This is a genomic window from Pedococcus sp. P1_H8 (genome assembly GCF_056405175.1).
The window spans coordinates 1-20221 of record NZ_JBFUCP010000007.1 but is presented as its reverse complement, the minus strand read 5'-3'; the positions used below and the strand labels follow the sequence as shown (position 1 = coordinate 20221).

The window sequence follows — 20221 nt, the reverse complement described above, 5'->3', positions numbered from 1 at the left end:
CCCGGGACGGGACGCTACGTTCTGGGATCCCCAGTCTGCTCTCCGGCCGCGCCTTCGTCACCGGTCTCGGAGGACCGATCCGGCTGACGCCCGTCCGACCCGTCCGACCCGTCCGACCCGTCCGACCCGTCCGTCCGGGACTCCGTGGCCGCAGCCTGCGCGTCGGCATCACGCTGGAGCTCCTCCGCACGGTAGGACATCCGTCGCATCCTGGCGTTCATGTTGCGCATCAGGAGGTAGAGCGCGACCGCCAGCACGAAGAAGGCCACGAAGCCCCAGAGGCCGGGCGAGACCATCGCCGAGGGGGCGCCGTTCACGAGGTCACCTCGGTGCGCCCGTCGTGGGCGAGCTCCAGGCCGCCACTGGTGGCGAGCTCGTCGCCGGTGGCCGCGTCGGGGATGCCCGCGAAGAGGTCGTCCTCGACCGGCGTGATGGGCAGGTACGACAGGGCCGCCTCGAAGTCCTCGGTCGGCCAGACGCTCACCTGCATCTCCCGCGGGACGCGGAACCAGGCGCCGTCCGGGTCGATCTGGGTCGCGTGCGCAAGCAGGGCCTGGTCCCGCTGGTCGAACCAGTCGGCGCAGTGCACGCGGGTGGTGATGGTGCGCGCCTTCTCCGGGTCCCAGTCCTTGAGCCAGTCGCCATAGGGGCTCTCCACGCCCTGCTCCAGCAGCGCGTCGTGGAAGGCGGCGTACTTGGCCCGGTTGTGCGAGTTGTAGTACAGCTTCAGCGGCTGCCACGGCTCACCCGCATGGGGGTACGCCGCGGCGTCGCCGGCCGCCGCAAAGGCCGCCATCGACACGGTGTGGGTCATGATGTGGTCCGGGTGGGGGTAGCCGCCGTTCTCGTCGTACGTGGTCACGACATGGGGACGGAACCGGCGGATCTCGCGGACCAGCGCCTCGGTCGTCACCTCGATCGGCTCCAGGGCGAAGCAGCCGTCCGGCAGTGGCGGCAACGGGTCGCCCTCGGGCAGTCCGGAGTCGACGAAGCCGAGCCAGGTGTGCTGGACACCGAGGATCTCCTGGGCGCGCTTCATCTCGTCGCGGCGGACCTGCGCGAGGTCGCGCTCGATGTGGGGATCGCCCTTGAGCCGCGGGTTGAGCACGTCGCCGCGTTCCCCGCCCGTGCACGAGACCACGAGCACGTCATACCCCGTGGCGGCGTATCGCGCCATCGTCGCCGCACCCTTGCTCGACTCGTCGTCGGGGTGCGCGTGCACCGCCATCAGTCGCAACCGGTCAGCCACCTGCACAACCTCATCCGTCCATCGTCGACAATCATTGTCCGGAGTCGTCGGACCCTCGGAACCGTTTGCCATCCTCTCACCCGCGGAAGGTCACCCATGCCGCTCCCCCGTCCCGCACCAGGCACCGGTCGCTGGTGGGTCATCGGCACGATCGGCTGCACCATCGGTGTCGCCCTCGCGGTCTGGCTCGGGCTGGCCAACAGCCTGGGCGCCGTCACGTGGACCGACACCGACTACAAGGTCCTCGACGACCGAACCGTCCAGGTCGGCTTCGACGTGCACCGGTCCCCCGACCAGGCTGTCACGTGCACGGTCCAGGCGCAGGACACCGCGCACGGCGTCGTCGGGGTGCTCGAGGTCCAGGTGCCCCCGTCCGCGGAGCGTTCGGTGCACCAGCAGGTGGTGGTCCGCACCGCCTCACGCGCCGTCGGCGGCAGTGTCCGCAGCTGCGCGCCCTCCTAGGCGCACGAGGGAGACCAGACGGCCAAGGGCGAGCACGCCGACCGACGTCGTGACCGCCAGCAGGAAGTACTGGAACGCCGCGAGGCCGGGGGTGAGCTCGGCGTTGCCCAGGCCGCCGTCGAAGAAGCCGGACACCACGCTGACCAGGCACGCCGCGGCCAGCAGGCCTGCTGCCGCGATGGCGGCCCACCCGCGCCCGCGGGTGCCGAGCCAGACGAGCAGGAGCTGGGCGAGGATCATCGGCACGGGCGCCGCCAGCAGGGCTTCCGGGCCCCAGGCCTCACCCCACGTGTTGACCCCGGCGCGGACCGCGAGGAGCCCGCCGACGAGGTCCGTCGCCAGCAACACCGCCATCGCGATCCGCAGACGGCGGGCTGAGGGTGCAGGGTTCTTCTCGTGCATGCTGGGTCTCCTTGGGTCGGGACGGGCGTTTCCCGTCGGACAGCAGCGTGGCGGGGCCCACTTGGGGCCGACTTCGGAGTTGCTTGGAGTAGGCCCGCCGCAATGTCCACAGACTCGACGAAATGGACCCTTTCGAGCACAGCGATGTAGTCTTGTCCTTTCACCGAGCGGTCTGGACCCGACACTGCGAAGCCACTGCGAACGTGGTCGGGGTCCGGGCCGCTGTGCGTACCACGTACCACCATCTCCGAGACGCGTCCGCGTCCGGCGGAGACCCAATCAAGGAGTACACCGTGAGCGAGACCGCGACCCCCACCGCGAGCTACCTGACCCAGGAGGCCTTCGACCGTCTGAAGGCCGAGCTGGACCAGCTCTCCGGCACCGGCCGTACGGAGATCGCCAAGAAGATCGAGGCCGCGCGCGACGAAGGCGACCTGAAGGAGAACGGCGGCTACCACGCAGCCAAGGAGGAGCAGGGCAAGATGGAGGCCCGCATCCGCCAGCTGACCCAGCTGCTCGAGAACTCCATCGTGGGCACCAAGCCGGCCGACGACGGCGTGGTCGAGCAGGGCATGGTCGTGACCGTCGAGATGTTCGGCGAGGACGTGGAGTTCCTGCTCGGCTCGCGCGAGATCGCCGAGGGCACCGACCTCGAGGTCTACAGCGAGAAGTCGCCGCTCGGCGCTGCGATCAACGGCAAGAAGGTCGGCGACAAGGCGTCCTACAAGGCTCCCAACGGCAAGACCATCCAGGTCCGCGTCAAGTCGGCAACGCCCTACACCGCCTGAGCAGGTCGCCCGTCAGCTGAACTTCAGCAGGTAGCCCTTGTCCCGCAGGGTGCGAAGAACCTCGTCGCAGTGTTCCCTGCCCCGGGTCTCGAGCTGCAGCCCGATCTCGACCTCGTCGACGGTGATCGTCGTGCCCGTGCGGATGTGCTCGACCTCGAGGACGTTGGCGTCGACGGCAGCGCAGTCGGCGAGCAGGTTGGCGAGGTGGCCGGGGCGGTCCGAGACCCGCACTCGGAACTGCAGGTAGCGTCCCGCGGCCGCCATGCCGTGCCGGATGATCCGCAGCAGCAGGAGGGGGTCGATGTTGCCACCCGAGAGGACCGCCACCACTGGTCCGTCGAGCTGCTGCTGACCGGCACGGTCGAGCAGGTGGGCGACGGCGGCAGCGCCGGCGGGTTCGACGACGAGCTTGGCGCGCTCGAGGACGAACAGCAGGGCCCGCGACAGCTCCTCCTCGCTGACCGTCTCGATCGCGTCGACCAGGTCGCGCACGAGGGCATAGGGCACATCGCCCGGCATGCCGACGGCGATGCCGTCGGCCATCGTCTGCATGTTCTCGAAGGCGACGGGCTTGCCCGCCGCCAACGACAAGGGGTATGCCGCGGCCTGCTCGGCCTGCACGCCGACGATGTGCACGTCGGGGCGGGCAGCCTTGACGGCGACGGAGATCCCGGCGAGCAGGCCCCCGCCGCCGGTGCTGACCACGATGGTCCTGACGTCCGGGCACTGGTCGAGGATCTCCAGCCCGGCGGTGCCTTGACCCGCCACGATGTCGCGGTGGTCGAAGGGGTGGATGAGGACGGCTCCGTTGCTGGCCTCCCAGGCGCGGGCCTGGACCAGGCACTCGTCGATCGTGGTGCCGACCTGCTCGATGGAGGCTCCGTAGGCCTTCGTCGCGAGCAGCTTGGGCATGGGTGCGCCGTGGGGCATGTAGACCTTGACGTCGATGCCGAGGAGCTGTCCTGCGAGGGCCACGCCCTGGGCGTGGTTGCCCGCGCTGGCCGCGACCACCCCCCGCGCCTTCTCCTCGTCGGAGAGCCTGGCCATCCGGGTGTAGGCACCGCGGATCTTGAACGACCCGGCGCGCTGGAGGTTCTCGCACTTGAGGAAGACCTCCGCGCCGACCCGGTCGGACAACGCGCGGCTGTACTCGAGGGGCGTGGGACGGACGATGCCACTGAGCAGGTCTTGCGCAGCGCGCACGTCGTCGAGGGTGACAGACAGCGTCGGTGATGCCATGGCCGGAAGGCTAGTCCCTTCCATGGCACCCCGACGCCATCGGTGAGTCAGCCCAGGGTGCGCTAGCCCTGGGTGCGCTTGTTGAAGGCCCGGATGGCCAGTGGGGCGATGACCAGGGTCAGTCCGATGGTCCAGATCAGCGTCGTCACGACCGGGTGGTGCATCGGCAGCTGGGCATCTGCAGGCACCGGGATGTCGTTGCCCCACAGCTGGCGCACCGCCTGGACGAGCGACGAGATGGGGTTCCACTCGGCGATCACCCGCAACCCGTGCGGCATGTTGTCGGTCGGCGCAAAGGTGTTGGCCAGGAAGGTGATCGGGAACATGGTGGTGAACATCAGCCCGTTCACGGCCTCGACCGACCGCATGGCAGACCCGACGAGGATGCCGATCCAGATCATGGCGAAGCCCCACAGCAGCAGGAGCGCATAGGCCAGCACGGCCTCGGCGAAGCTGCCCCGGATCCGCCAGCCGACGAACAGCCCGGTGACGGACATGACCAGGATGCCGATGCTGGAGTGCATCAGGCTGGAGATGCTCCGACCCACGAGCACCGCCGAGGGGTTGATCGGCAGCGACCGCATCCGGTCGACGATGCCCTTGTCGATGTCGGCGGTCAGGCCGACGGCGACGATGAAGGACGCGAAGGCGATGGTCTGCCCCATGATCCCGCCCATCAGCCACTCCCGGTAGCCGGCGGGCGAGCCCTGCACCGCGATGGAGCCGCCGAAGACGTAGGCGAACAGCAGGACGAACATCACCGGCTGGATGGTGACGTCCATCAGCATCTCGGGCATCCGCTTGATGTGGATGAGGTTGCGTCGGGTGATCGCCAGGGACTGCCGCAGCAGGCCTGTCGGCTTGATCTCCGGTCGGGCGATGCCGCTCGCGGACTTGCGCGTCGTCGTGTCGGTGGTCATGACGCCTGCTCCTCGTCGGTGGATTCGGGAACGTCCTCGGCCCGGTGGCCGGTGAGGTGGAGGAACACGTCGTCGAGGCTCGGCCGCTTCAGGCCGAGGTCGTCGAGCTCGATGGCGCTGTCCTCGAAGATCGCGGCGATCCGGGTCATGTCGCGCAGCCCCTCGGCCGGCGCGGTCAGCTGGCGGGCGGCCTCGTCGACGTGCACCTCGGACACGCGCTGGCGCAGCATCTCGGCAGCGGTCTGGAGGTCCTCGGCCCGAGACACGGTGAGCACCAGGCTGGCCTTGCCACTGCGGTCCTTCAGCTCCAGCGGTGTGCCCTCGGCGATGATCTTGCCCCGGTCGATGACGACGATGCGGTCGGCCAGCTGGTCGGCCTCCTCGAGGTACTGCGTCGTGAGCAGCAGCGTCGTGCCGTCCTGGACCAGCCCGCGCAGGACCTCCCACAGCTCAACACGGCTGCGGGGGTCGAGCCCGGTGGTGGGTTCGTCGAGGAAGAGGACGGGCGGGGTGGCGATGAGGCTGACGGCGAGGTCGAGCCGTCGACGCATGCCACCGGAGTAGGTCTTGACCGTCCGGTCGGCCGCCTCCGTCAGCGAGAACCGCTCCAGCAGGTCGGCGCCGGCTCCCTTGACGTAGGCCGACGACAGTCCGTAGAGCGAGCCGATCAGCCGCAGGTTCTCGCGACCGGTCAGGAGCTCGTCGACCGTGGCCGCCTGGCCGGTGAGGCCCATGGACCGGCGCACCGCGTCGGGCTCGCGCAGCACGTCGTGCCCGGCGACCCTGGCCGTGCCGCTCGTGGGCCTGGCGAGCGTCGTCATCATCCGCACCGTCGTCGTCTTGCCTGCGCCGTTGGGGCCGAGCAGGCCCAGCACGGACCCCTCGGGCACGGAGAAGCTCACGTCGTCGACGGCCGTCTGGTCACCGAATCGCTTGACGAGGTGCTCGGCCTCGATCGCCAGGGAGGTCATGCCTCGACCCTAGGCCGGGGTTTGCTCGCACAACCAGTCATTTTCCAGTCCTCCAATTCGCGTTATATCGCGTTTGTCGAGACACGTTATATCGCGTCTGTCTTCCACCCCGCAACCCCTCCCCGCAGCCACTACCCCCGCAGCACCTACCCCCGCAGCACGCACCCCGGTCTTGACGACGCTACGCCCCACCACCGACAACGGCCTTCGCCAGCGCCCGAGCGGCCACAGAGTGCCGCTCACGCAGGAGGCCGACAGCAAAGAGCAGGTAGGCCGTGTCCGTCACCAGCGCGGCCTCCCGAGGAACCTTCCAGCCGCCGGCGTGGTCGGTGGCGACCGACTGGAGCACCTCGCTGCGGCCGGCCGTCGTGGCGTGCCGGAGCACCCCTCCGGAGCCGACCACGACCTGCACGTCGGCCAACGGTCGGGCGCCGGCGCCGGGCCCGGACGGTCGGGCGTGTCGCCGGGCCGCCACGACGGCGGCGGCCCGGGCCAGAGCCAGGTCCATCGCCCACTCGTCGCTGTCCTTCGGCAGGTGACCCGTGTCGCGGACCAGGCGCGCGGCATACCCCTCGATGCCTGTGGGGAGGGGCACCTGCTCACGGTGGGCGGCCTCGACGATCCCCTCGGCGTTCCACCGCATGCCGAGGTCCGCCTCCACCGTGCGTGCGTGCCACAGCGGGGCGACCACGTCCTTGGCCAGTCCGGCGTCCTCGCCCTGCGGTCGCAGCGCGGAGTAGACGTCGGTGGTCGCTCCGCCGATGTCGACCACCAGGACGTCGCCGTCGAGATGTTCGGCCAGCACCGCGACCCCGTCCAGGACGGCGTCCGGTGTGGGGGCTCGCACCATCGCCGCGAAGTCCGGCCCCTTGGACAGGCCCTTGCCACCGATGACGTGGTCGAGGAAGACCTGCCTGATCGCGGCGCGGGCCGGCTCTGGGACGATGACCCCGATGGCCGGCAGCACGTTGTCGGCCACGGTGAACGAGCGCCCGGTCGAGGACAGGATCGCGACGACCTCGGCCTGGACGTCGGCGTTGCCGGCCACGACGACGGGTGCACCGATCCGGGCCTTGGCGAGGCGAGATGCGTTGTGCAGCAACACTTCGGCGTTGCCTCCGTCGGTGCCGCCCACCAGGAGGACGAGGTCAGGGCGGCTGTGCCTCAGCTCGGCGACATCGGCACCCGACAACGGTCCCGACGTCACGTGGGACACCCGGGCGCCGGCGCTCAGCCCGACGCGGTGGCCGGCCTGGGCGGTGACGTCGCGCTCGTAGCCCACGACGGCCAGCCGCAGGCCGCCGCCCGCGCTCGAGCAGGCGAGCACCTCGTCGACGGGGCCGTGGATCGCGAGCTCTGCACGCAGGGTGCGGTAGCCGTCCAGGACGTCGGTGCCGATCGTCGTCGGCGTGGAGGCCGTGGCGACGACCGACCCCAGTCCGTCGACGAGGACCGCCTTGGTGAAGGTCGACCCGAAGTCGACACAGAGCAGCTGCACCATGTGGTTCCCCCCTGTCCGCTCGCCCTGTGTCCGCTCGCCCTGTGCCCGCTCGCCCGGTCTGCGCTCGCCCGGTCGGCTCAGCCGAGCCGGTCGAGTGCCTGCTGGAGGTCGGCGATGAGGTCCTCGACGTCCTCGATGCCGACCGACAGGCGGATCAGGTCGGCCGGCACCTCGAGCTCGGTGCCCGCGACGGAGGCGTGCGTCATCCGGGCCGGGTGCTCGATGAGGGACTCGACCCCGCCGAGGGACTCGCCGAGGGTCCACAGCTGGGTCTCGCCGCAGACCTTGACCGCGACGTCCTCGCCGGCCTTGACCTGGAACGAGATCATGCCGCCGAACCGCTTCATCTGGCGTTTGGCGACCTCGTGCCCCGGGTGGCTCTCCAGGCCCGGGTAGTGGACTGCACTGACGGCAGGGTGTCCGAGCAGGAAGTCGACGACGCGCTCGGCGTTGTCGCTGTGCCGCTCCATGCGCAGCGCGAGCGTCTTGAGGCCCCTCAGGACCAGCCAGGCGTCCATCGGGCCGGCCACTGCACCCATCGAGTTCTGGTGGGTTGCAACGCGATCCACCGCGTCCTCGAAGCCGGGCACCGTGATGTCGTGGCCCACGACGACGGCGCCACCGACGACGTCGGAGTGGCCGCCGCAGTACTTGGTCGTGGAGTGCGTGACGATGTCGGCCCCCAGTGACAGCGGCTGCTGGAGGTACGGCGATGCGAACGTGTTGTCGACGACGAGCAGTGCGCCCGCCTCGTGCGCCACCTCGGCGAGGGCGGTGATGTCGGCGATGCCGAGCAACGGGTTGGTCGGCGTCTCGACCCAGACGATCTTGGTCAGCCCGGGGCGGATCGCCGCGCGCACCGACTCGACGTCGGCGATCTTGGCGATCGTGTGCTCGATGCCCCAGGTTGCCAGGACCGTGTTGAACAACCGGTACGTGCCGCCGTAGGCGTCGCTCGGCACGACGACGTGGTCACCCGGCTGCAGCAGGGCGCGCAGGACGGTGTCCTGCCCCGCGAGGCCCGACGAGAACGCGAACCCGCGGACGCCCCCCTCGAGCGCGGCGAAGCACTCCTCGAGGGCTGTGCGGGTCGGGTTGGCCGAGCGGCTGTACTCGTAGCCGCCGCGGAACCCACCGATCCCGTCCTGCTTGTAGGTGGAGACCTGGAAGATCGGGGTGATGACCGCACCGGTCCCCAGGTCGGGCTCCTGGCCCGCGTGGATCGCACGCGTGGAGAAGCCGTGGTTGTTGTTCTGGTCGCTCATGGTCGCAAGGCTAGCCTCCGCTCAGTGGCCCTCCCGGGGGCCCTCCCGAGGGTCCTCCCGCACCACCGGGTCGCCCACCCGGACCACCCCGCCCTCGAGGATCCGGAACACCGTGCCACCCCTCGCGTGCAGCGCCTTCATGGCCCCCGGCCCGATCAGGTCGTCCATCAGCCGGCACGGCGCCGCGGGTCGGACGACCTCGAGCAGGGCCTCCCCCATCCGGATCCGGGTCCCCGGTCGACCGGGGACCGGCCCACCTGAGACGGTGATGTTGCGACGGGTGGCTCCGGGCTCGACTTCGGACCCCAGCGCCTGGCTCGCCTCCGCGAGCGCCCCGACCGACTGCACCGTGACGTGGCGATGCTTGGACCCGTGGTAGCGGTCGCCCACCAGCCCGGCCCCCGCCTCGGCGACGACCGACTCGACCGGTCGCATCGGGAGCTTGGTCGCCTTCGCGACGTGGATCGAGAGCACTGTGCCGAGGTCGACGTCGACCGGGTCGTCGATCAGGGTGATGGTGACCATGGCTCCACCTTCCCCGAGCGAACGGGGCGGGGCCAGCGGTTTTGCACCACGGCACGTCATCTGGTCGTAAGGTCCGACCCCGGAACAGTCGTGGGGTGACCCGCGTTGGACCAGTCGTGATATTCGGATCGCGTGCCAAGACGACCCTGCCCACCGCCGAGACCGCCCTGCGAGGTCGCGAGCAGCGCCCCTTCCACATCGCCGACGACCACGTCGTCCTGCACACCCCGCTCGAGGGTCCGTGGCCGGAGGGCACGGAGGTGCTCTACATCGCGATGGGCTGCTTCTGGGGTGCCGAACGCATCTTCTGGCGGCTGCCCGGCGTCATCACGACCGCGGCCGGCTACCTGGGCGGGCTCACGCCGAACCCGACCTACGAGGAGACCTGCACGGGCCTGACCGGGCACGCCGAGGCCGTGCTGGTCGCCTACGACCCCGAGCAGACGACGCCGGAGCTGCTGCTCAAGGAGTTCTGGGAGAACCACGACCCCACCCAGGGCAACCGGCAGGGCAACGACATCGGCACGGCCTACCGGTCCGCCATCTACTGGACCACCGGGGACCAGGAGCGGGCAGCCGAGGCGACCCGCGAGGCGTTCCAGAAGGTGCTGTCGGACAACGGGTTCGGCACCATCACGACCGAGCTGCGGTCTGCGCAGGATGCCGGCCCGTTCTACTACGCCGAGGACTACCACCAGCAGTACCTCTACAAGAACCCCGGTGGCTACTGCAACCACGGGCCCAACGGCATGACCTGCCCCGTCGGCCTCGTCAAGCAGGACCAGCTGCCCTCGCAGGAGAGCGTGCTGCGCGTCAACGACTCCAGCGACCTCAGCGGCTGACCCGGCGTCCGCGCGTGCCAGCCCTGTTGGCAAGTGCAGGCCCGGGAAGCGAAACCAGCCTTCGGAAAAGCGAAGGCTGGTTTCGCTTCCCGAGGTTCAGTCCCCGACGGAAGGTCTGGTCATGAACAAGAGGTCTGGTCCCGGACAAAGGGTTTGGTCCCGCGGCGTGTGGGCTCTCCGGTTACGGTCGTGCCGTGCAGATCCGTGACATCACCGACGCCGACCTCGACGCCTTCGTGCCGATCTTCCGCGAGATCGTCGAGGCCGGTGAGACCTACGCCTATCCCGCGGGGCTCGGCGACGACGCGATTCGCGACCTGTGGTTCGAGGCCGCCCCGGGGCGCACCGTGGTGGCGGTCGACGACGACGGCACCCTGCTCGGCAGCGCCAAGATGGGGCCCAACCGACCTGGGCGCGGCTCACACATCGGCACGGCGAGCTTCATGGTGGGCCCGGCGGCGCGGGGCCGTGGAGTCGGGCGGGCACTCGCCGAGGACATGGTCGAGTGGCACCGGGGCGAGGGCTTCGCCGCGATCCAGTTCAACGCCGTGGTCGAGACCAACACCGCCGCGGTCAAGCTGTGGCAGGACCTGGGCTTCAGGATCCTCGGGACGATCCCAGCAGCCTTCGAATCCAGGACGCACGGCCGGGTCGGCCTCCACGTGATGCTGCTGGAGCTCTGACGTCCGCGGGATCCGGGCCGACCCCGACAGCCTGCTGGGCCGCCTCACGGAGCGCGCGCCACTGCCCCACCATGTCGTCGACGTCGACCAGAGGCGCCCAGATCGGATAGCGCGGCCCGACGCCCGGACGGAGCCGGTCGGTCTTCACGCGGTGGTTGTAGTCGTCGAGCACGGCGCGGACGCTGGCCTCGGTGCGCAGGTCGAGCAGCGACGCGGGAAACGCAGCCGCCTCCTTGCGCAGCGCCAGCGGCGGCGACAGCGCGCCCGACAGGTCGAGGTGCTCGCGCTCGGCCAGCTGCCTGACCCACCAGTCCGGGTCCTCCCGTTCCGGGTCGCCGAGGCTGCGCAGCGGCTTCCCCGTGCCGGGCAGGTTGTCGAACTCCCCGCGCTCCTGTGCCTCACGGATGGCCCGTTCCACCGGAGATTCCCAGTTCTCCATGGTGCCAACCTAACTCGCGCACACACGAGGCATGCCGCGCGGCGACCACGTGGCATACCTCGCCTAGGTGGGTGGGGCGGGATGGCTCAGACCCGGCCGGCCAGCGCGGCCGGCCGCCTCGGTGACGTTGCGGGCCACACTCTCGGCGGCGCGCTCGAGCGGCGTGCGGGGCGCTCCCGAGACTCTCGGGGGCATGACCACCACGGGGCAGCTCGCGCTGTTGACCAGGCGCATGGCAAACCCCGGCAGTGCCGTGAGGTCCAGCCGTCGGGGTGCGTCGACGACGAGCAGGTCCGCGTGCTCAGCCGCCGCGAGCAGGCCGGCTCGCTTGCCGCCGTGGACCAGCCGGACCTCGACGCCGTGGCCGCCCCCGAGCACCTCTGCGACATCGGCCTGCAGGTCCGCCAGTGCCTGCTCCTGCGCGGCGCCGGCGTCCTCGGTGATCGGCGACGGGGTGACCCGTGACGCGGTCTGCGGTGGGGTGGCACGCCAGGCGCGCACCGCCACGACGCGCCCACCTCGCAGGGCCGCGAGCTCGGCGGCCCAGTGCAACGCGGTGGGCGACTTGGAGGTCGCGCTCACGCCGACCACGATCGTGTAGGGCTGCATCTCGTCGAGAACTCCCATCAGGACCCCTCCTACGCGCGGACCGGTTCGGGCTGCGGGTCGCCGTCGCTGACCGCGCTCAACGGCTCGGCGATGTCCTCCAGGCCCTTGCCCTCGGCGTCGACGCCGATCCGGATGGCCACCAGGCCGCCGATGAGCATGATCGCCGACGCCAGGACGTAGCCCCAGAACAGCGGGGTGCGCTCCTTGCCCTCTCCCACGAGGGCGCCGAAGAGGACCGGTCCGAGGGCGCCGAAGATCTGGCCGATGGCGAAGAAGTAGGAGATCGCCTGACCCCGCACCTCGAGCGGGAAGATCTCGCTCACCGTCAGGTAGGCCGAGGACGCTCCCGCCGAGGCGAAGAAGAACGACACGCACCAGAAGATCGTGTGGGTCGTCGCATTGAGCGTGCCGGCCTTGAACAGGAACGCCGACACGAGCAGCACCAGCCCGGCGATCATGTACGTCGCGAAGATCATCTTGCGCCGGCCGATGGTGTCGAAGAGGTGCCCGAGCAGCAGCGGCCCGGCGAGGTTGCCGACGGCGAAGGGGATGAAGTAGATCGCGGCCGCAGACTTGTCCAGGTGGTAGAAGTTCTGCAGCACCAACGCATAGGTGAAGAAGATCGCGTTGTAGAGGAAGCTCTGGGTGATCATCATCGTCAGCCCGAGCACCGTGCGCGACGGGTACTTCTTGACGAAGACGTGGAGCAGGTCACGGAAGGGGATGCTCTCCCTGGCCTTGATGCTCATCGCCTTGTCCTCGTCGACCGGGGCCAAGGTCTTGCCCTGGGCCTGCACCGACGCCTCGATCTCGTCGACGATCCGCTCGGCCTCCTCACCCTGCCCGTGGGTCACCATCCAGCGCGGGCTCTCGGGGATGTGCCGGCGCAGCCAGATGATGACCAGGCCCATCACCGGTCCGATGAAGAAGGCCACCCGCCACCCGACGTTCTCGGCGACGTGGTCGGTGTCCAGCAGCCAGAAGCTCGCGAAGGCACCGAGGAGCGCCCCCGCCCAGTAGGTGCCGTTGACGGCGATGTCGACGCGGCCGCGGTACTTCGCGGGGATCAGCTCGTCGATGGCGGAGTTGATCGCGGTGTACTCACCACCGATGCCCAGCCCCGCCACGAACCGCCACAGGTAGAGGAACCACGGCGTCCAGGCGAGACCCGCGATGCCGGATCCGATCAGGTAGATCGCCAGCGTGATGATGAACAGCTTCTTGCGACCGAGCCGGTCGGTGAGGCGGCCGAAGGTGAGTGCCCCGACGACCTGCCCGATGAGGTAGATCGTGCCGGCGAAGCCGACCTCCGTGGAACTCATGTGGAGGCTGTCCTGGAAGCCCGCGTTGGACACGAGCTGGATCTCGAGCCCGTCGAGGATCCAGGAGACGCCCAGACCGACCACCACCAGCCAGTGGAACCGAGCCCAGGGCAGCCGGTCCATCCTGAACGGGATCAGGCTCCGCACCGCTTCGGACTCGGTCGGGACTGAAGCTGTCGTCATCGGTCACTCCTCGCTGTTCACGTCAGGTGGTTGCGCAACACACCCGCCGGGAGAACCTACGCCCGGTTCGTCCGATTCGCATGTTGAACAACGTCCTGACCTGCGCAAACAGGCGCGGCGATTCCCTCGCACCCGCCTCCGACGCCCCTGCTGCGACCCCCTGCGTAGGGTCTGGTCCATGCGCATCGTGTCCCTGCTGCCCTCGACGACGGAGATCCTCTTCGCCATCGGGGCAGGCGACCAGGTCGTCGGCGTCACCTTCGAGTGCGACACCCCGGTCGAGGCGCGCAGCCGCACCATCGTCTCGACGACGGCCATTCCGGAGGGCCTGTCGCCCCGCGACATCGACGCCTTCGTGACCGGCGCGATGGCCGCCGGCGAAGACCTCTACCACCTCGACGCAGGAGCCCTGGGCGCCCTCGACGCGGACCTCGTGGTCACCCAGGACCTGTGCGCCGTCTGCGCGGTCGACGTCTCGGTCGTCGACGACGCGCTCGCCTACCTCGGCTGCCGCGCCGAGGTCCTGACGATCGACCCGCACACCCTCGACGAGGTCCTCGACTCCGTCACCACCCTCGGCGCCGCCACCGGCTGCGAGGGCACCGCCGGCCGGCTCGTGGTCAGCCTGCGCCAGCGCCTGTATGCCGTGGAGCAGGCCGTGCGCGACATGCCCCGCCCGCGGGCGCTGGTCCTCGAGTGGACCGACCCCGCGTTCGCCCCGGGGCACTGGGTGCCCGAGATGGTGACGCTGGCCGGTGGCCTGAACACGCTCGGGGACGCCGGCGAGAAGTCGGTCCGGGTGACCTGGGACGCCGTCCGGGCGAGCGCCCCGGAGGTCGTCGTGTGCGCACCCTGCGGCTACGACCTGGAGGGCTCGGTCGCGTTGGCACGCAAGGCGATCGACGACGGCGAGCTGCCGCCCGGCATACCTGTCTGGGCTGTGGATGCGAACGCGAGCTTCGCGCGGCCCGGACCGCGCCTCGTCGACGGCGTCGAGGCGCTGGCCGCCATCCTGCACCCGGACGCGACGCAGCCGCCGCACCAGGCGATGGCACGACGGCTGCGGTAGGGCTGCTTCGGTAGTGCTGCTGCGCTAGGGCTGTCCGCGCGGGACCCGAGCGCTAGTCGACCAGGGCGATCAGCAGGTCGGCGCGGGTCAGCACGCCGACCGGCTTGCCGTCCTCGACCACCATGATGGCGTCGGACTTCTCGAGCTCGTGCCGGGCCACCGAGACGGGCTCGCCCGCACCGACGAGGGGCAGCGAGGCTTCCATGTGCTTCCCGACCGAGTCGGTGAGGTGGGCGGAGCCGTTGAACAGCGCCTCGAGCAGCGCTCGCTCGCTGACCGACCCGGCCACCTCGCCCGCCATCACGGGGGGCTCGGCCTTGACGACCGGCATCTGCGACACGGAGTACTCGTGCAGGATCTCGATGGCGTCGCGCACTGTCTCGGTGGGGTGAGTGTGGACGAGGGCGGGCATGTCGCCGGCCTTCTTGTGCAGGAGCTCGCCGACGGTGCTCTGGTCGACGGACCGCATGAAGCCGTAGGAGCTCATCCAGTCGTCGTTGAAGATCTTGGACATGTAGCCGCGACCGCTGTCGGGCAGCAGCACGACGACCACGGCGTCGGCGGGCAGGTCCTTGGCCGCGCGCAGGGCGGCGACGACGGCCATGCCGCAGGAGCCACCCACGAGCAGGCCCTCCTCCTTGGCGAGGCGGCGCGTCATCTCGAACGAGTCGGCGTCGCTGACCGCGATGACCTCGTCGACGACCTTGGGGTCGTAGGCCGTCGGCCAGAAGTCCTCACCGACGCCCTCGACGAGGTAGGGGCGCCCGGTGCCGCCCGAGTAGACCGAACCCTCGGGGTCTGCACCGATGACCTGGACACGACCGCCCTCGCGGGTGTCGGAGACCTCACGCAGGTAGCGGCCCGTGCCGGTGATGGTGCCGCCGGTGCCGACGCCGGCGACGAAGTGGGTCACCCGGCCGTCGGTGTCGTCCCAGATCTCGGGGCCGGTGGTCTCGTAGTGGGAGGCAGGTCCCATGGGGTTGGCGTACTGGTTGGGCTTCCAGGCGCCCTCGATCTCGCGCACGAGGCGATCGGACGTCTCGTAGTAGGAGTCCGGGTGGTCAGGGGCCACGGCGGTCGGGCAGACCACGACCTCGGCGCCGTAGGCCTTCAGCACGTCGCGCTTGTCCTGGCTGACCTTGTCGGGGCACACGAACACGCACTTGTAGCCCCTGCGCTGGGCCACGAGCGCCAGGCCGACGCCGGTGTTGCCGGAGGTCGGCTCCACGATGGTGCCGCCGGGCTTGAGCTCGCCGGAGGCCTCGGCCGCCTCGACCATCTTCAGCGCGATGCGGTCCTTCACGGACCCACCGGGGTTCATGTACTCGATCTTGGCCAGGATCGTCGCGGCGACCCCTTCGGTGACCGAGTTCAGCTTGACGAGGGGCGTGTTCCCGACGAGGTCGGCGATGTGCTCTGCGTACTTCACCCGCCCATCCTCTCAGATGCTGGACATCGCCCCGCACGGCCGGGCGGGAGGCGTCACGTCCTCTGCTGGTGTCATCTCCCACAGTTGGTGGAGCCCTTGGGCAGACCCCCGGCGCACCATCGGAGGGGGAGGGGGCACACCATGTCGGGGACAGCCGTTAACGTCAGGGAGACCAGCGAGGAGAGAGGACTGCCGATGGGCCGGGCTCGACGCGCACGCAAGATCGCGGCCACTGCTGCCTACGGCGGTGGCGGCCTCGCTGCGGGTATCGGGGCCCTGGGCGCGTTGGGATATGGCGTGCTCAAGGCAGAGGCCAAGGTCGCCCGACGGATCGTCGGCCAGCCCTTCGACGGCTCACCCGACGACAACGGCACCTACGGCGCCGGCGTGGGCGAGCCGGTCGAGCTCATCGTCCTCGGCGACTCCTCTGCCGCGGGCATGGGCGCGGACAACCGCTACCAGACGGTCGGCGCGATCATCGCGAACGGCGTCTCCGCGCTGACCGGCAGGCCCGTCCGCCTCACCAACACTGCCGTCGTGGGCTCCGAGTCGTCGGGGCTGGAGCTCCAGCTCGCCAACGCCCTGGACCAGGTGGCGCGTCCCCACGTCGCCGTCATCATGATCGGCGCCAACGACGTCACGCACCGCATCAACAAGGCGGTGGCGGTCCGCCACCTCGAGACGACGGTGCGGGCGCTGCGGGCCCTCGGCACCGAGGTCGTCGTCGGCACCTGCCCCGACCTGGGGACGATCCTGCCCATCCCGCAGCCCCTCCGGCTGATCGGACGGCGCTGGTCGCGCGACCTGGCCGCCGCCCAGACCGTCGCCGTGGTCGAGGCTGGTGGTCGCACCGTCTCGCTCGGGGACCTGCTCGGCCCCGAGTTCGCCGAGCGCCCCCACGAGATGTTCAGCGCCGACCGGTTCCACCCCTCCCCCGCCGGCTATGCCCGGGCCGCCTCCGCGCTGCTGCCCAGCGTCTATGCCGCCTTGGGCGTGTGGTCGGGCGAGCGGTCCGACGACCGTGCACCAGACACCCGCCGCGGCGAGGGCGTGGGTCCGGTGGCGGTCGCAGCGGTGTATGCCGTGCGCGACCCCGGCACCGAGGTGAGCGCCACCCAGATCGCCGGCCAGAGCCGCGGGCCCCGCGGTCGCTGGGCGATGCTGCTGCGTCGCCCCCACAACCCGGTGCCGGACCGCCACGAGCAGGGGGCCGGCGCGACGCGGGGCCCGACCGACGACGCCGCGCAGAGCCCGACCGACGTCGAGACCCGGGCCTCCGACCCGTCCGCGGCTCCGGCTGCGGCTCCGGCTGCGGCTCCGGCTGCGGCTCCGGCTGCGACCCCGTTCGTGGCCGACTCGAGCGAGAGCAAGGACACACCCACCGACCCAGCCACACGGCATACCATCGAGGCTGACTAAGCGACCGCTTATCTCGCGGCCGCTCGACGAGGAGGAATCCCGTGACCGAAGCCGTCATCGTCTCGACTGCCCGCACGCCCATCGGGCGGGCGTTCAAGGGCTCGCTCAAGGACATGCGTCCCGACGACCTGTCCGTGCAGGTGATCAGTGCCGCGTTGGCGAAGATCCCCGAGCTCGACCCGCGCCTTGTCGAGGACCTCTACTGGGGCTGCGCCGAGCCGTCGGGTCGACACGGGTCCAACATGGCTCGGGTCATCGCCGTGCTGGCGGGGTTCGACGGACTGCCGGGCTCCACGATCAACCGGTTCTGCGCGTCGTCGGTGCAGACGACCCGGATGGCCTACCACGCGATCAAGGCCGGCGAGGGCGACATCTTCATCTCCGGCGGGGTCGAGTGCGTCTCGCAGTACACCAACTGGGCCGGGGCCGGCGGCTCGTCGGGTGACGACCAGAACCCGCTGTTCGCCGGGTCTGCCGCCCGCAGCGAGCAGATCGCCACGAGCAACGAGACCTGGACCGACCCGCGCGAGCACGACCTCCTGCCCGACGTCTACCTGTCGATGGGACAGACCGCCGAGAACGTCGCCACCCTGCGTGGCATCTCGCGCGAGCGCCAGGACGAGTGGGGCGTCTCGTCGCAGAACCGCGCCGAGAAGGCCATCGCCGACGGGTTCTTCGAGCGCGAGATCGCTCCCGTGACCCTGGGTGATGGAAGCGTCGTGAGCAAGGACGACGGTCCGCGGGCAGGCGTGACGCTCGAGGCGCTGCAGGGGCTCAACCCGGTGTTCCGCGAGCAGGGCACGATCACGGCCGGCAACTGCTGCCCACTCAACGACGGCGCCGCGGCCGTCGTGGTCATGAGCGACACCAAGGCCAAGGAGCTCGGGCTGACGCCACTGGCCCGGGTCGTGTCGACCGGCGTCTCCGGCCTGTCCCCCGAGATCATGGGCCTGGGCCCGGTCGAGGCCTCGCGCCAGGCGCTGGCCAGGGCCGGCATGACGATCGGCGACCTCGACCTCTACGAGATCAACGAGGCGTTCGCGGCGCAGGTGCTGCCGTCGGCCGACGACCTGGGCATGGACTTCGACAAGCTCAACGTCCACGGTGGCGCGATTGCGCTCGGCCACCCTTTCGGCTCGACCGGCGCGCGCATCACCACGACGCTGCTCAACGGCCTGGCTGCCCGTGACGGCCAGTTCGGTCTCGAGACGATGTGCGTCGGCGGTGGCCAGGGCATGGCCATCATCTACGAACGCCTCAGCTGAGGTTCGGCCGAGAGGCCCGGGTTCCTTCCACGTTCCAGTCTGAACTTGGAAGGAATCCGGGCCTCTCGCCTACGCTCACGCGCAAGACTGTCCTCATGGGGATCTTCCGTCGCAGCAAGGACCGTGACGACCGCAGCGCGCAGGCCGCGCAGGAGTCGATCGAAGGCTTCTGGTCGTGGTGGGCCACCGAGGGGAGGGCCCTGGCGGAGGACAGCATCGGCGGCGGCGGCAACGACGCCCTGGTGGCGCAGATGAGCCGTGGGGTCTCCGGCATCCATCCCGGCCTCGCCTGGGAGCTCAGTCCCGGGTCTGCGGCCAGACACTGCCTCGTCGTGAGTCCCGAGGGGGACGCAACCCTTCGCGCCCCCGCCCGTCGCTGGCTGAAGGCCGCTCCGGCCGCCGATGCCACGTGGGAGTTCGCGGACTCGCGACAGGCCAACCCGGACGCAGAGGCGCTCGAGCTCGAGATCGGCGGACAACGCATCGCCTTCGCCGACGTCGTGGTCGGCGCGCGGCGAGAAGGTCATCGCGTCGACGTCAGCGTCCACCACCCGGCTTTCCCCACCCTGGACGAACACGGTCGGATCACCGTGACGTTCCTCGCCCTCGACAACGCCCTTGGCGAGACCGACGTGGAGCTGTGGGTCGGAGAGGTCTCGCCCGCGATGGTCGCCCCCCTCGACGGGTTCGGGCTGGCCGGCCTGCGCGCCGTCGTGCGCGACCTCAAGGCGGAGAACACCGACGCACAGGGCCGGCCGGGGTGGGCGATCCTGAGCGGGGACGGCGACGGCGGGCCGGTCCTTGCCATGACCCAGGTGCCGCTGGCGTCGGCGACCGCGCCCGAGCTCGACACCCATGCCGCCGTCGTCGTCCCCTACGACGACCAGACCGAGCGGGGCCTTCCGGGAGAGGACGCCCTGGCCGCGCTGCGGACCCTCGAGGACTCGATCACCGACGCCCTCGGCGACACGGGCAGGGTGGTCGCGCACCAGTCCCAGGCCGGGGTCCGCGTCCTGCACGTCTACCTCGACGGAGCCGCGGACGCCGTCCCGCTGTTGGCGAGCATCTGCGACCCCTGGCCGCAGGACGTGCGGATTCGGGTCACCCCGGATCCCGGGTGGGCCAACGTCGCCCACCTGCGCACCTGAGAGCTCGCACGCGGCGCTGGGTCGGGGCGGCGCACGTGCCGGTCAGGCCAGTTCCAGGCGCCGGTGAACGGCCGGAGAAGAGTTCCTCGACTAGCCGATCCGCCGCAGGGCATGCCGGCGGGCCCGCCGGGTGCGGCGGGCTGTGGGGCGGGGTCATGGTTGCCACGGTGGGGCGGGGGTCGAACCCGCGGCGGGTGTCTGCCCGGCGGCGGCGGTCTCGAGCTGGTCCCACACGTCGTAGGTCCTGATCGCCGGTGGCGTTCCGAAACCACGACTCGAGCCTGAGTCCGGGCCTGAGTCCGGGCCTGAGTCCGGGCCTGAGTCCGGGCCTGAGTCCGGGCCTGGGTCCGGGGGTGGGCCTGTCCGGCTGGCCAGCCACTGGTCGTAGGCGCCGGGGGTCAGGTCCCACCGGACCTGGCCGTCGACGAGTTCGCCGTGGTAGCCCTTGTTGTGCACGATCGTGTGGTGCCGCCCGCACAACAACGCGGCGT

21 protein-coding genes and 1 pseudogene are annotated in these 20221 nt (G+C 70.5%); 8 read left to right on the top strand and 14 right to left on the bottom strand.

The features are described 5' to 3' along the window. Positions 1-14: 14 nt before the first annotated feature. Positions 15-317, bottom strand: a complete 303-nt coding sequence (locus tag AC1DYG_RS11190; RefSeq protein WP_477639942.1) for a hypothetical protein — start codon at positions 315-317, stop codon at positions 15-17. Then, positions 314-1249 carry a mycothiol conjugate amidase Mca gene (gene mca, locus AC1DYG_RS11185; RefSeq protein WP_477639941.1) on the bottom strand — a complete coding sequence of 312 codons (936 nt, stop codon included), beginning with the start codon at positions 1247-1249 and terminating at the stop codon, positions 314-316. Before mca ends, AC1DYG_RS11190 begins: the two co-directional genes overlap by 4 nt. Before the next feature lie 96 nt (positions 1250-1345). On the opposite strand from mca, the gene AC1DYG_RS11180 reads away from it, so the two are divergent. Then, positions 1346-1711, top strand: coding sequence for a DUF4307 domain-containing protein (locus AC1DYG_RS11180; RefSeq protein WP_477639940.1), 366 nt, complete (start codon positions 1346-1348; stop codon positions 1709-1711). Here the strand turns inward: AC1DYG_RS11180 and AC1DYG_RS11175 are convergent. Then, the gene (locus AC1DYG_RS11175) at positions 1667-2113 is read right to left on the bottom strand and encodes a hypothetical protein (RefSeq protein WP_477639939.1); all 447 of its coding nucleotides are present in this window, start codon (positions 2111-2113) and stop codon (positions 1667-1669) included. The genes AC1DYG_RS11180 and AC1DYG_RS11175 overlap by 45 nt on opposite strands. Before the next feature lie 293 nt (positions 2114-2406). Here AC1DYG_RS11175 and greA point away from each other — a divergent pair, with 293 nt between their 5' ends. Then, on the top strand, positions 2407-2901 hold the full coding sequence (gene greA / locus AC1DYG_RS11170; protein WP_477639938.1) for a transcription elongation factor GreA: 495 nt from the start codon (positions 2407-2409) through the stop codon (positions 2899-2901). A 12-nt stretch (positions 2902-2913) separates the two neighbouring features. Here the strand turns inward: greA and ilvA are convergent, their stop codons facing one another. The 6 genes from ilvA to AC1DYG_RS11140 all read right to left on the bottom strand — a co-directional run bounded on the left by ilvA (position 2914) and on the right by AC1DYG_RS11140 (position 9322). Next, positions 2914-4140 (bottom strand): threonine ammonia-lyase, encoded by a 1227-nt coding sequence (gene ilvA, locus AC1DYG_RS11165; RefSeq protein ID WP_477639937.1) that lies wholly within the window; start codon positions 4138-4140, stop codon positions 2914-2916. A gap of 62 nt (positions 4141-4202) precedes the next feature. Continuing rightward, on the bottom strand, positions 4203-5060 hold the full coding sequence (locus AC1DYG_RS11160; RefSeq protein ID WP_477639936.1) for an ABC transporter permease: 858 nt from the start codon (positions 5058-5060) through the stop codon (positions 4203-4205). Next, positions 5057-6031, bottom strand: coding sequence for an ATP-binding cassette domain-containing protein (locus AC1DYG_RS11155; RefSeq protein WP_477639935.1), 975 nt, complete (start codon positions 6029-6031; stop codon positions 5057-5059). Before AC1DYG_RS11155 ends, AC1DYG_RS11160 begins: the two co-directional genes overlap by 4 nt. 181 nt (positions 6032-6212) lie before the next feature. After that, positions 6213-7532, bottom strand: a complete 1320-nt coding sequence (locus AC1DYG_RS11150) for a glutamate mutase L (protein WP_477639934.1) — start codon at positions 7530-7532, stop codon at positions 6213-6215. A 77-nt stretch (positions 7533-7609) separates the two neighbouring features. After that, complete coding sequence (locus AC1DYG_RS11145; protein ID WP_477639933.1) at positions 7610-8797, bottom strand: cystathionine gamma-synthase; 1188 nt, start codon at positions 8795-8797, stop codon at positions 7610-7612. Positions 8798-8818: 21 nt separating this feature from the next. Continuing rightward, a complete protein-coding gene (locus AC1DYG_RS11140) occupies positions 8819-9322 on the bottom strand; it encodes an MOSC domain-containing protein (protein ID WP_477639932.1) in 504 nt (167 codons plus the stop codon). 119 nt (positions 9323-9441) lie between these two features. Between AC1DYG_RS11140 and msrA the strand changes: the two genes are divergently transcribed. Both msrA and AC1DYG_RS11130 read left to right on the top strand, forming a co-directional pair. Then, positions 9442-10164, top strand: coding sequence for a peptide-methionine (S)-S-oxide reductase MsrA (gene msrA / locus AC1DYG_RS11135; protein WP_477640261.1), 723 nt, complete (start codon positions 9442-9444; stop codon positions 10162-10164). A gap of 194 nt (positions 10165-10358) precedes the next feature. Continuing rightward, positions 10359-10847 (top strand): N-acetyltransferase family protein, encoded by a 489-nt coding sequence (locus tag AC1DYG_RS11130; protein WP_477639931.1) that lies wholly within the window; start codon positions 10359-10361, stop codon positions 10845-10847. Here the strand turns inward: AC1DYG_RS11130 and AC1DYG_RS11125 are convergent. The 3 genes from AC1DYG_RS11125 to AC1DYG_RS11115 all read right to left on the bottom strand — a co-directional run bounded on the left by AC1DYG_RS11125 (position 10762) and on the right by AC1DYG_RS11115 (position 13400). Then, the gene (locus tag AC1DYG_RS11125) at positions 10762-11286 is read right to left on the bottom strand and encodes a DnaJ family domain-containing protein (RefSeq protein ID WP_477639930.1); all 525 of its coding nucleotides are present in this window, start codon (positions 11284-11286) and stop codon (positions 10762-10764) included. The two genes, AC1DYG_RS11130 and AC1DYG_RS11125, sit on opposite strands and share 86 nt — an antisense overlap. A 63-nt stretch (positions 11287-11349) precedes the next feature. After that, entirely contained in the window at positions 11350-11913 is a 564-nt protein-coding gene (locus AC1DYG_RS11120; RefSeq protein WP_477639929.1) for a universal stress protein, read from the bottom strand. An 11-nt stretch (positions 11914-11924) separates the two neighbouring features. Beyond that, on the bottom strand, positions 11925-13400 hold the full coding sequence (locus tag AC1DYG_RS11115; protein WP_477639928.1) for an MFS transporter: 1476 nt from the start codon (positions 13398-13400) through the stop codon (positions 11925-11927). Between the two features lie 178 nt (positions 13401-13578). On the opposite strand from AC1DYG_RS11115, the gene AC1DYG_RS11110 reads away from it, so the two are divergent. Beyond that, complete coding sequence (locus AC1DYG_RS11110; RefSeq protein WP_477639927.1) at positions 13579-14469, top strand: cobalamin-binding protein; 891 nt, start codon at positions 13579-13581, stop codon at positions 14467-14469. A gap of 52 nt (positions 14470-14521) precedes the next feature. On the opposite strand, the gene AC1DYG_RS11105 is transcribed toward AC1DYG_RS11110, so the two are convergent. Continuing rightward, on the bottom strand, positions 14522-15898 hold the full coding sequence (locus AC1DYG_RS11105) for a cystathionine beta-synthase (RefSeq protein WP_477639926.1): 1377 nt from the start codon (positions 15896-15898) through the stop codon (positions 14522-14524). Positions 15899-16039: 141 nt separating this feature from the next. Between AC1DYG_RS11105 and AC1DYG_RS11100 the strand changes: the two genes are divergently transcribed. From AC1DYG_RS11100 to AC1DYG_RS11090, 3 genes are all read left to right on the top strand, one after another. Beyond that, a complete protein-coding gene (locus AC1DYG_RS11100; RefSeq protein ID WP_477639925.1) occupies positions 16040-17317 on the top strand; it encodes an SGNH/GDSL hydrolase family protein in 1278 nt (425 codons plus the stop codon). Between the two features lie 41 nt (positions 17318-17358). Then, complete coding sequence (locus AC1DYG_RS11095; RefSeq protein ID WP_477639924.1) at positions 17359-18582, top strand: acetyl-CoA C-acetyltransferase; 1224 nt, start codon at positions 17359-17361, stop codon at positions 18580-18582. 95 nt (positions 18583-18677) lie between these two features. Continuing rightward, on the top strand, positions 18678-19730 hold the full coding sequence (locus AC1DYG_RS11090) for a DUF695 domain-containing protein (protein ID WP_477639923.1): 1053 nt from the start codon (positions 18678-18680) through the stop codon (positions 19728-19730). A 153-nt stretch (positions 19731-19883) separates the two neighbouring features. On the opposite strand, the pseudogene AC1DYG_RS11085 reads toward AC1DYG_RS11090, so the two are convergent. Then, positions 19884-20221 (bottom strand): annotated as a pseudogene (locus AC1DYG_RS11085) (hypothetical protein); the annotation flags it as partial.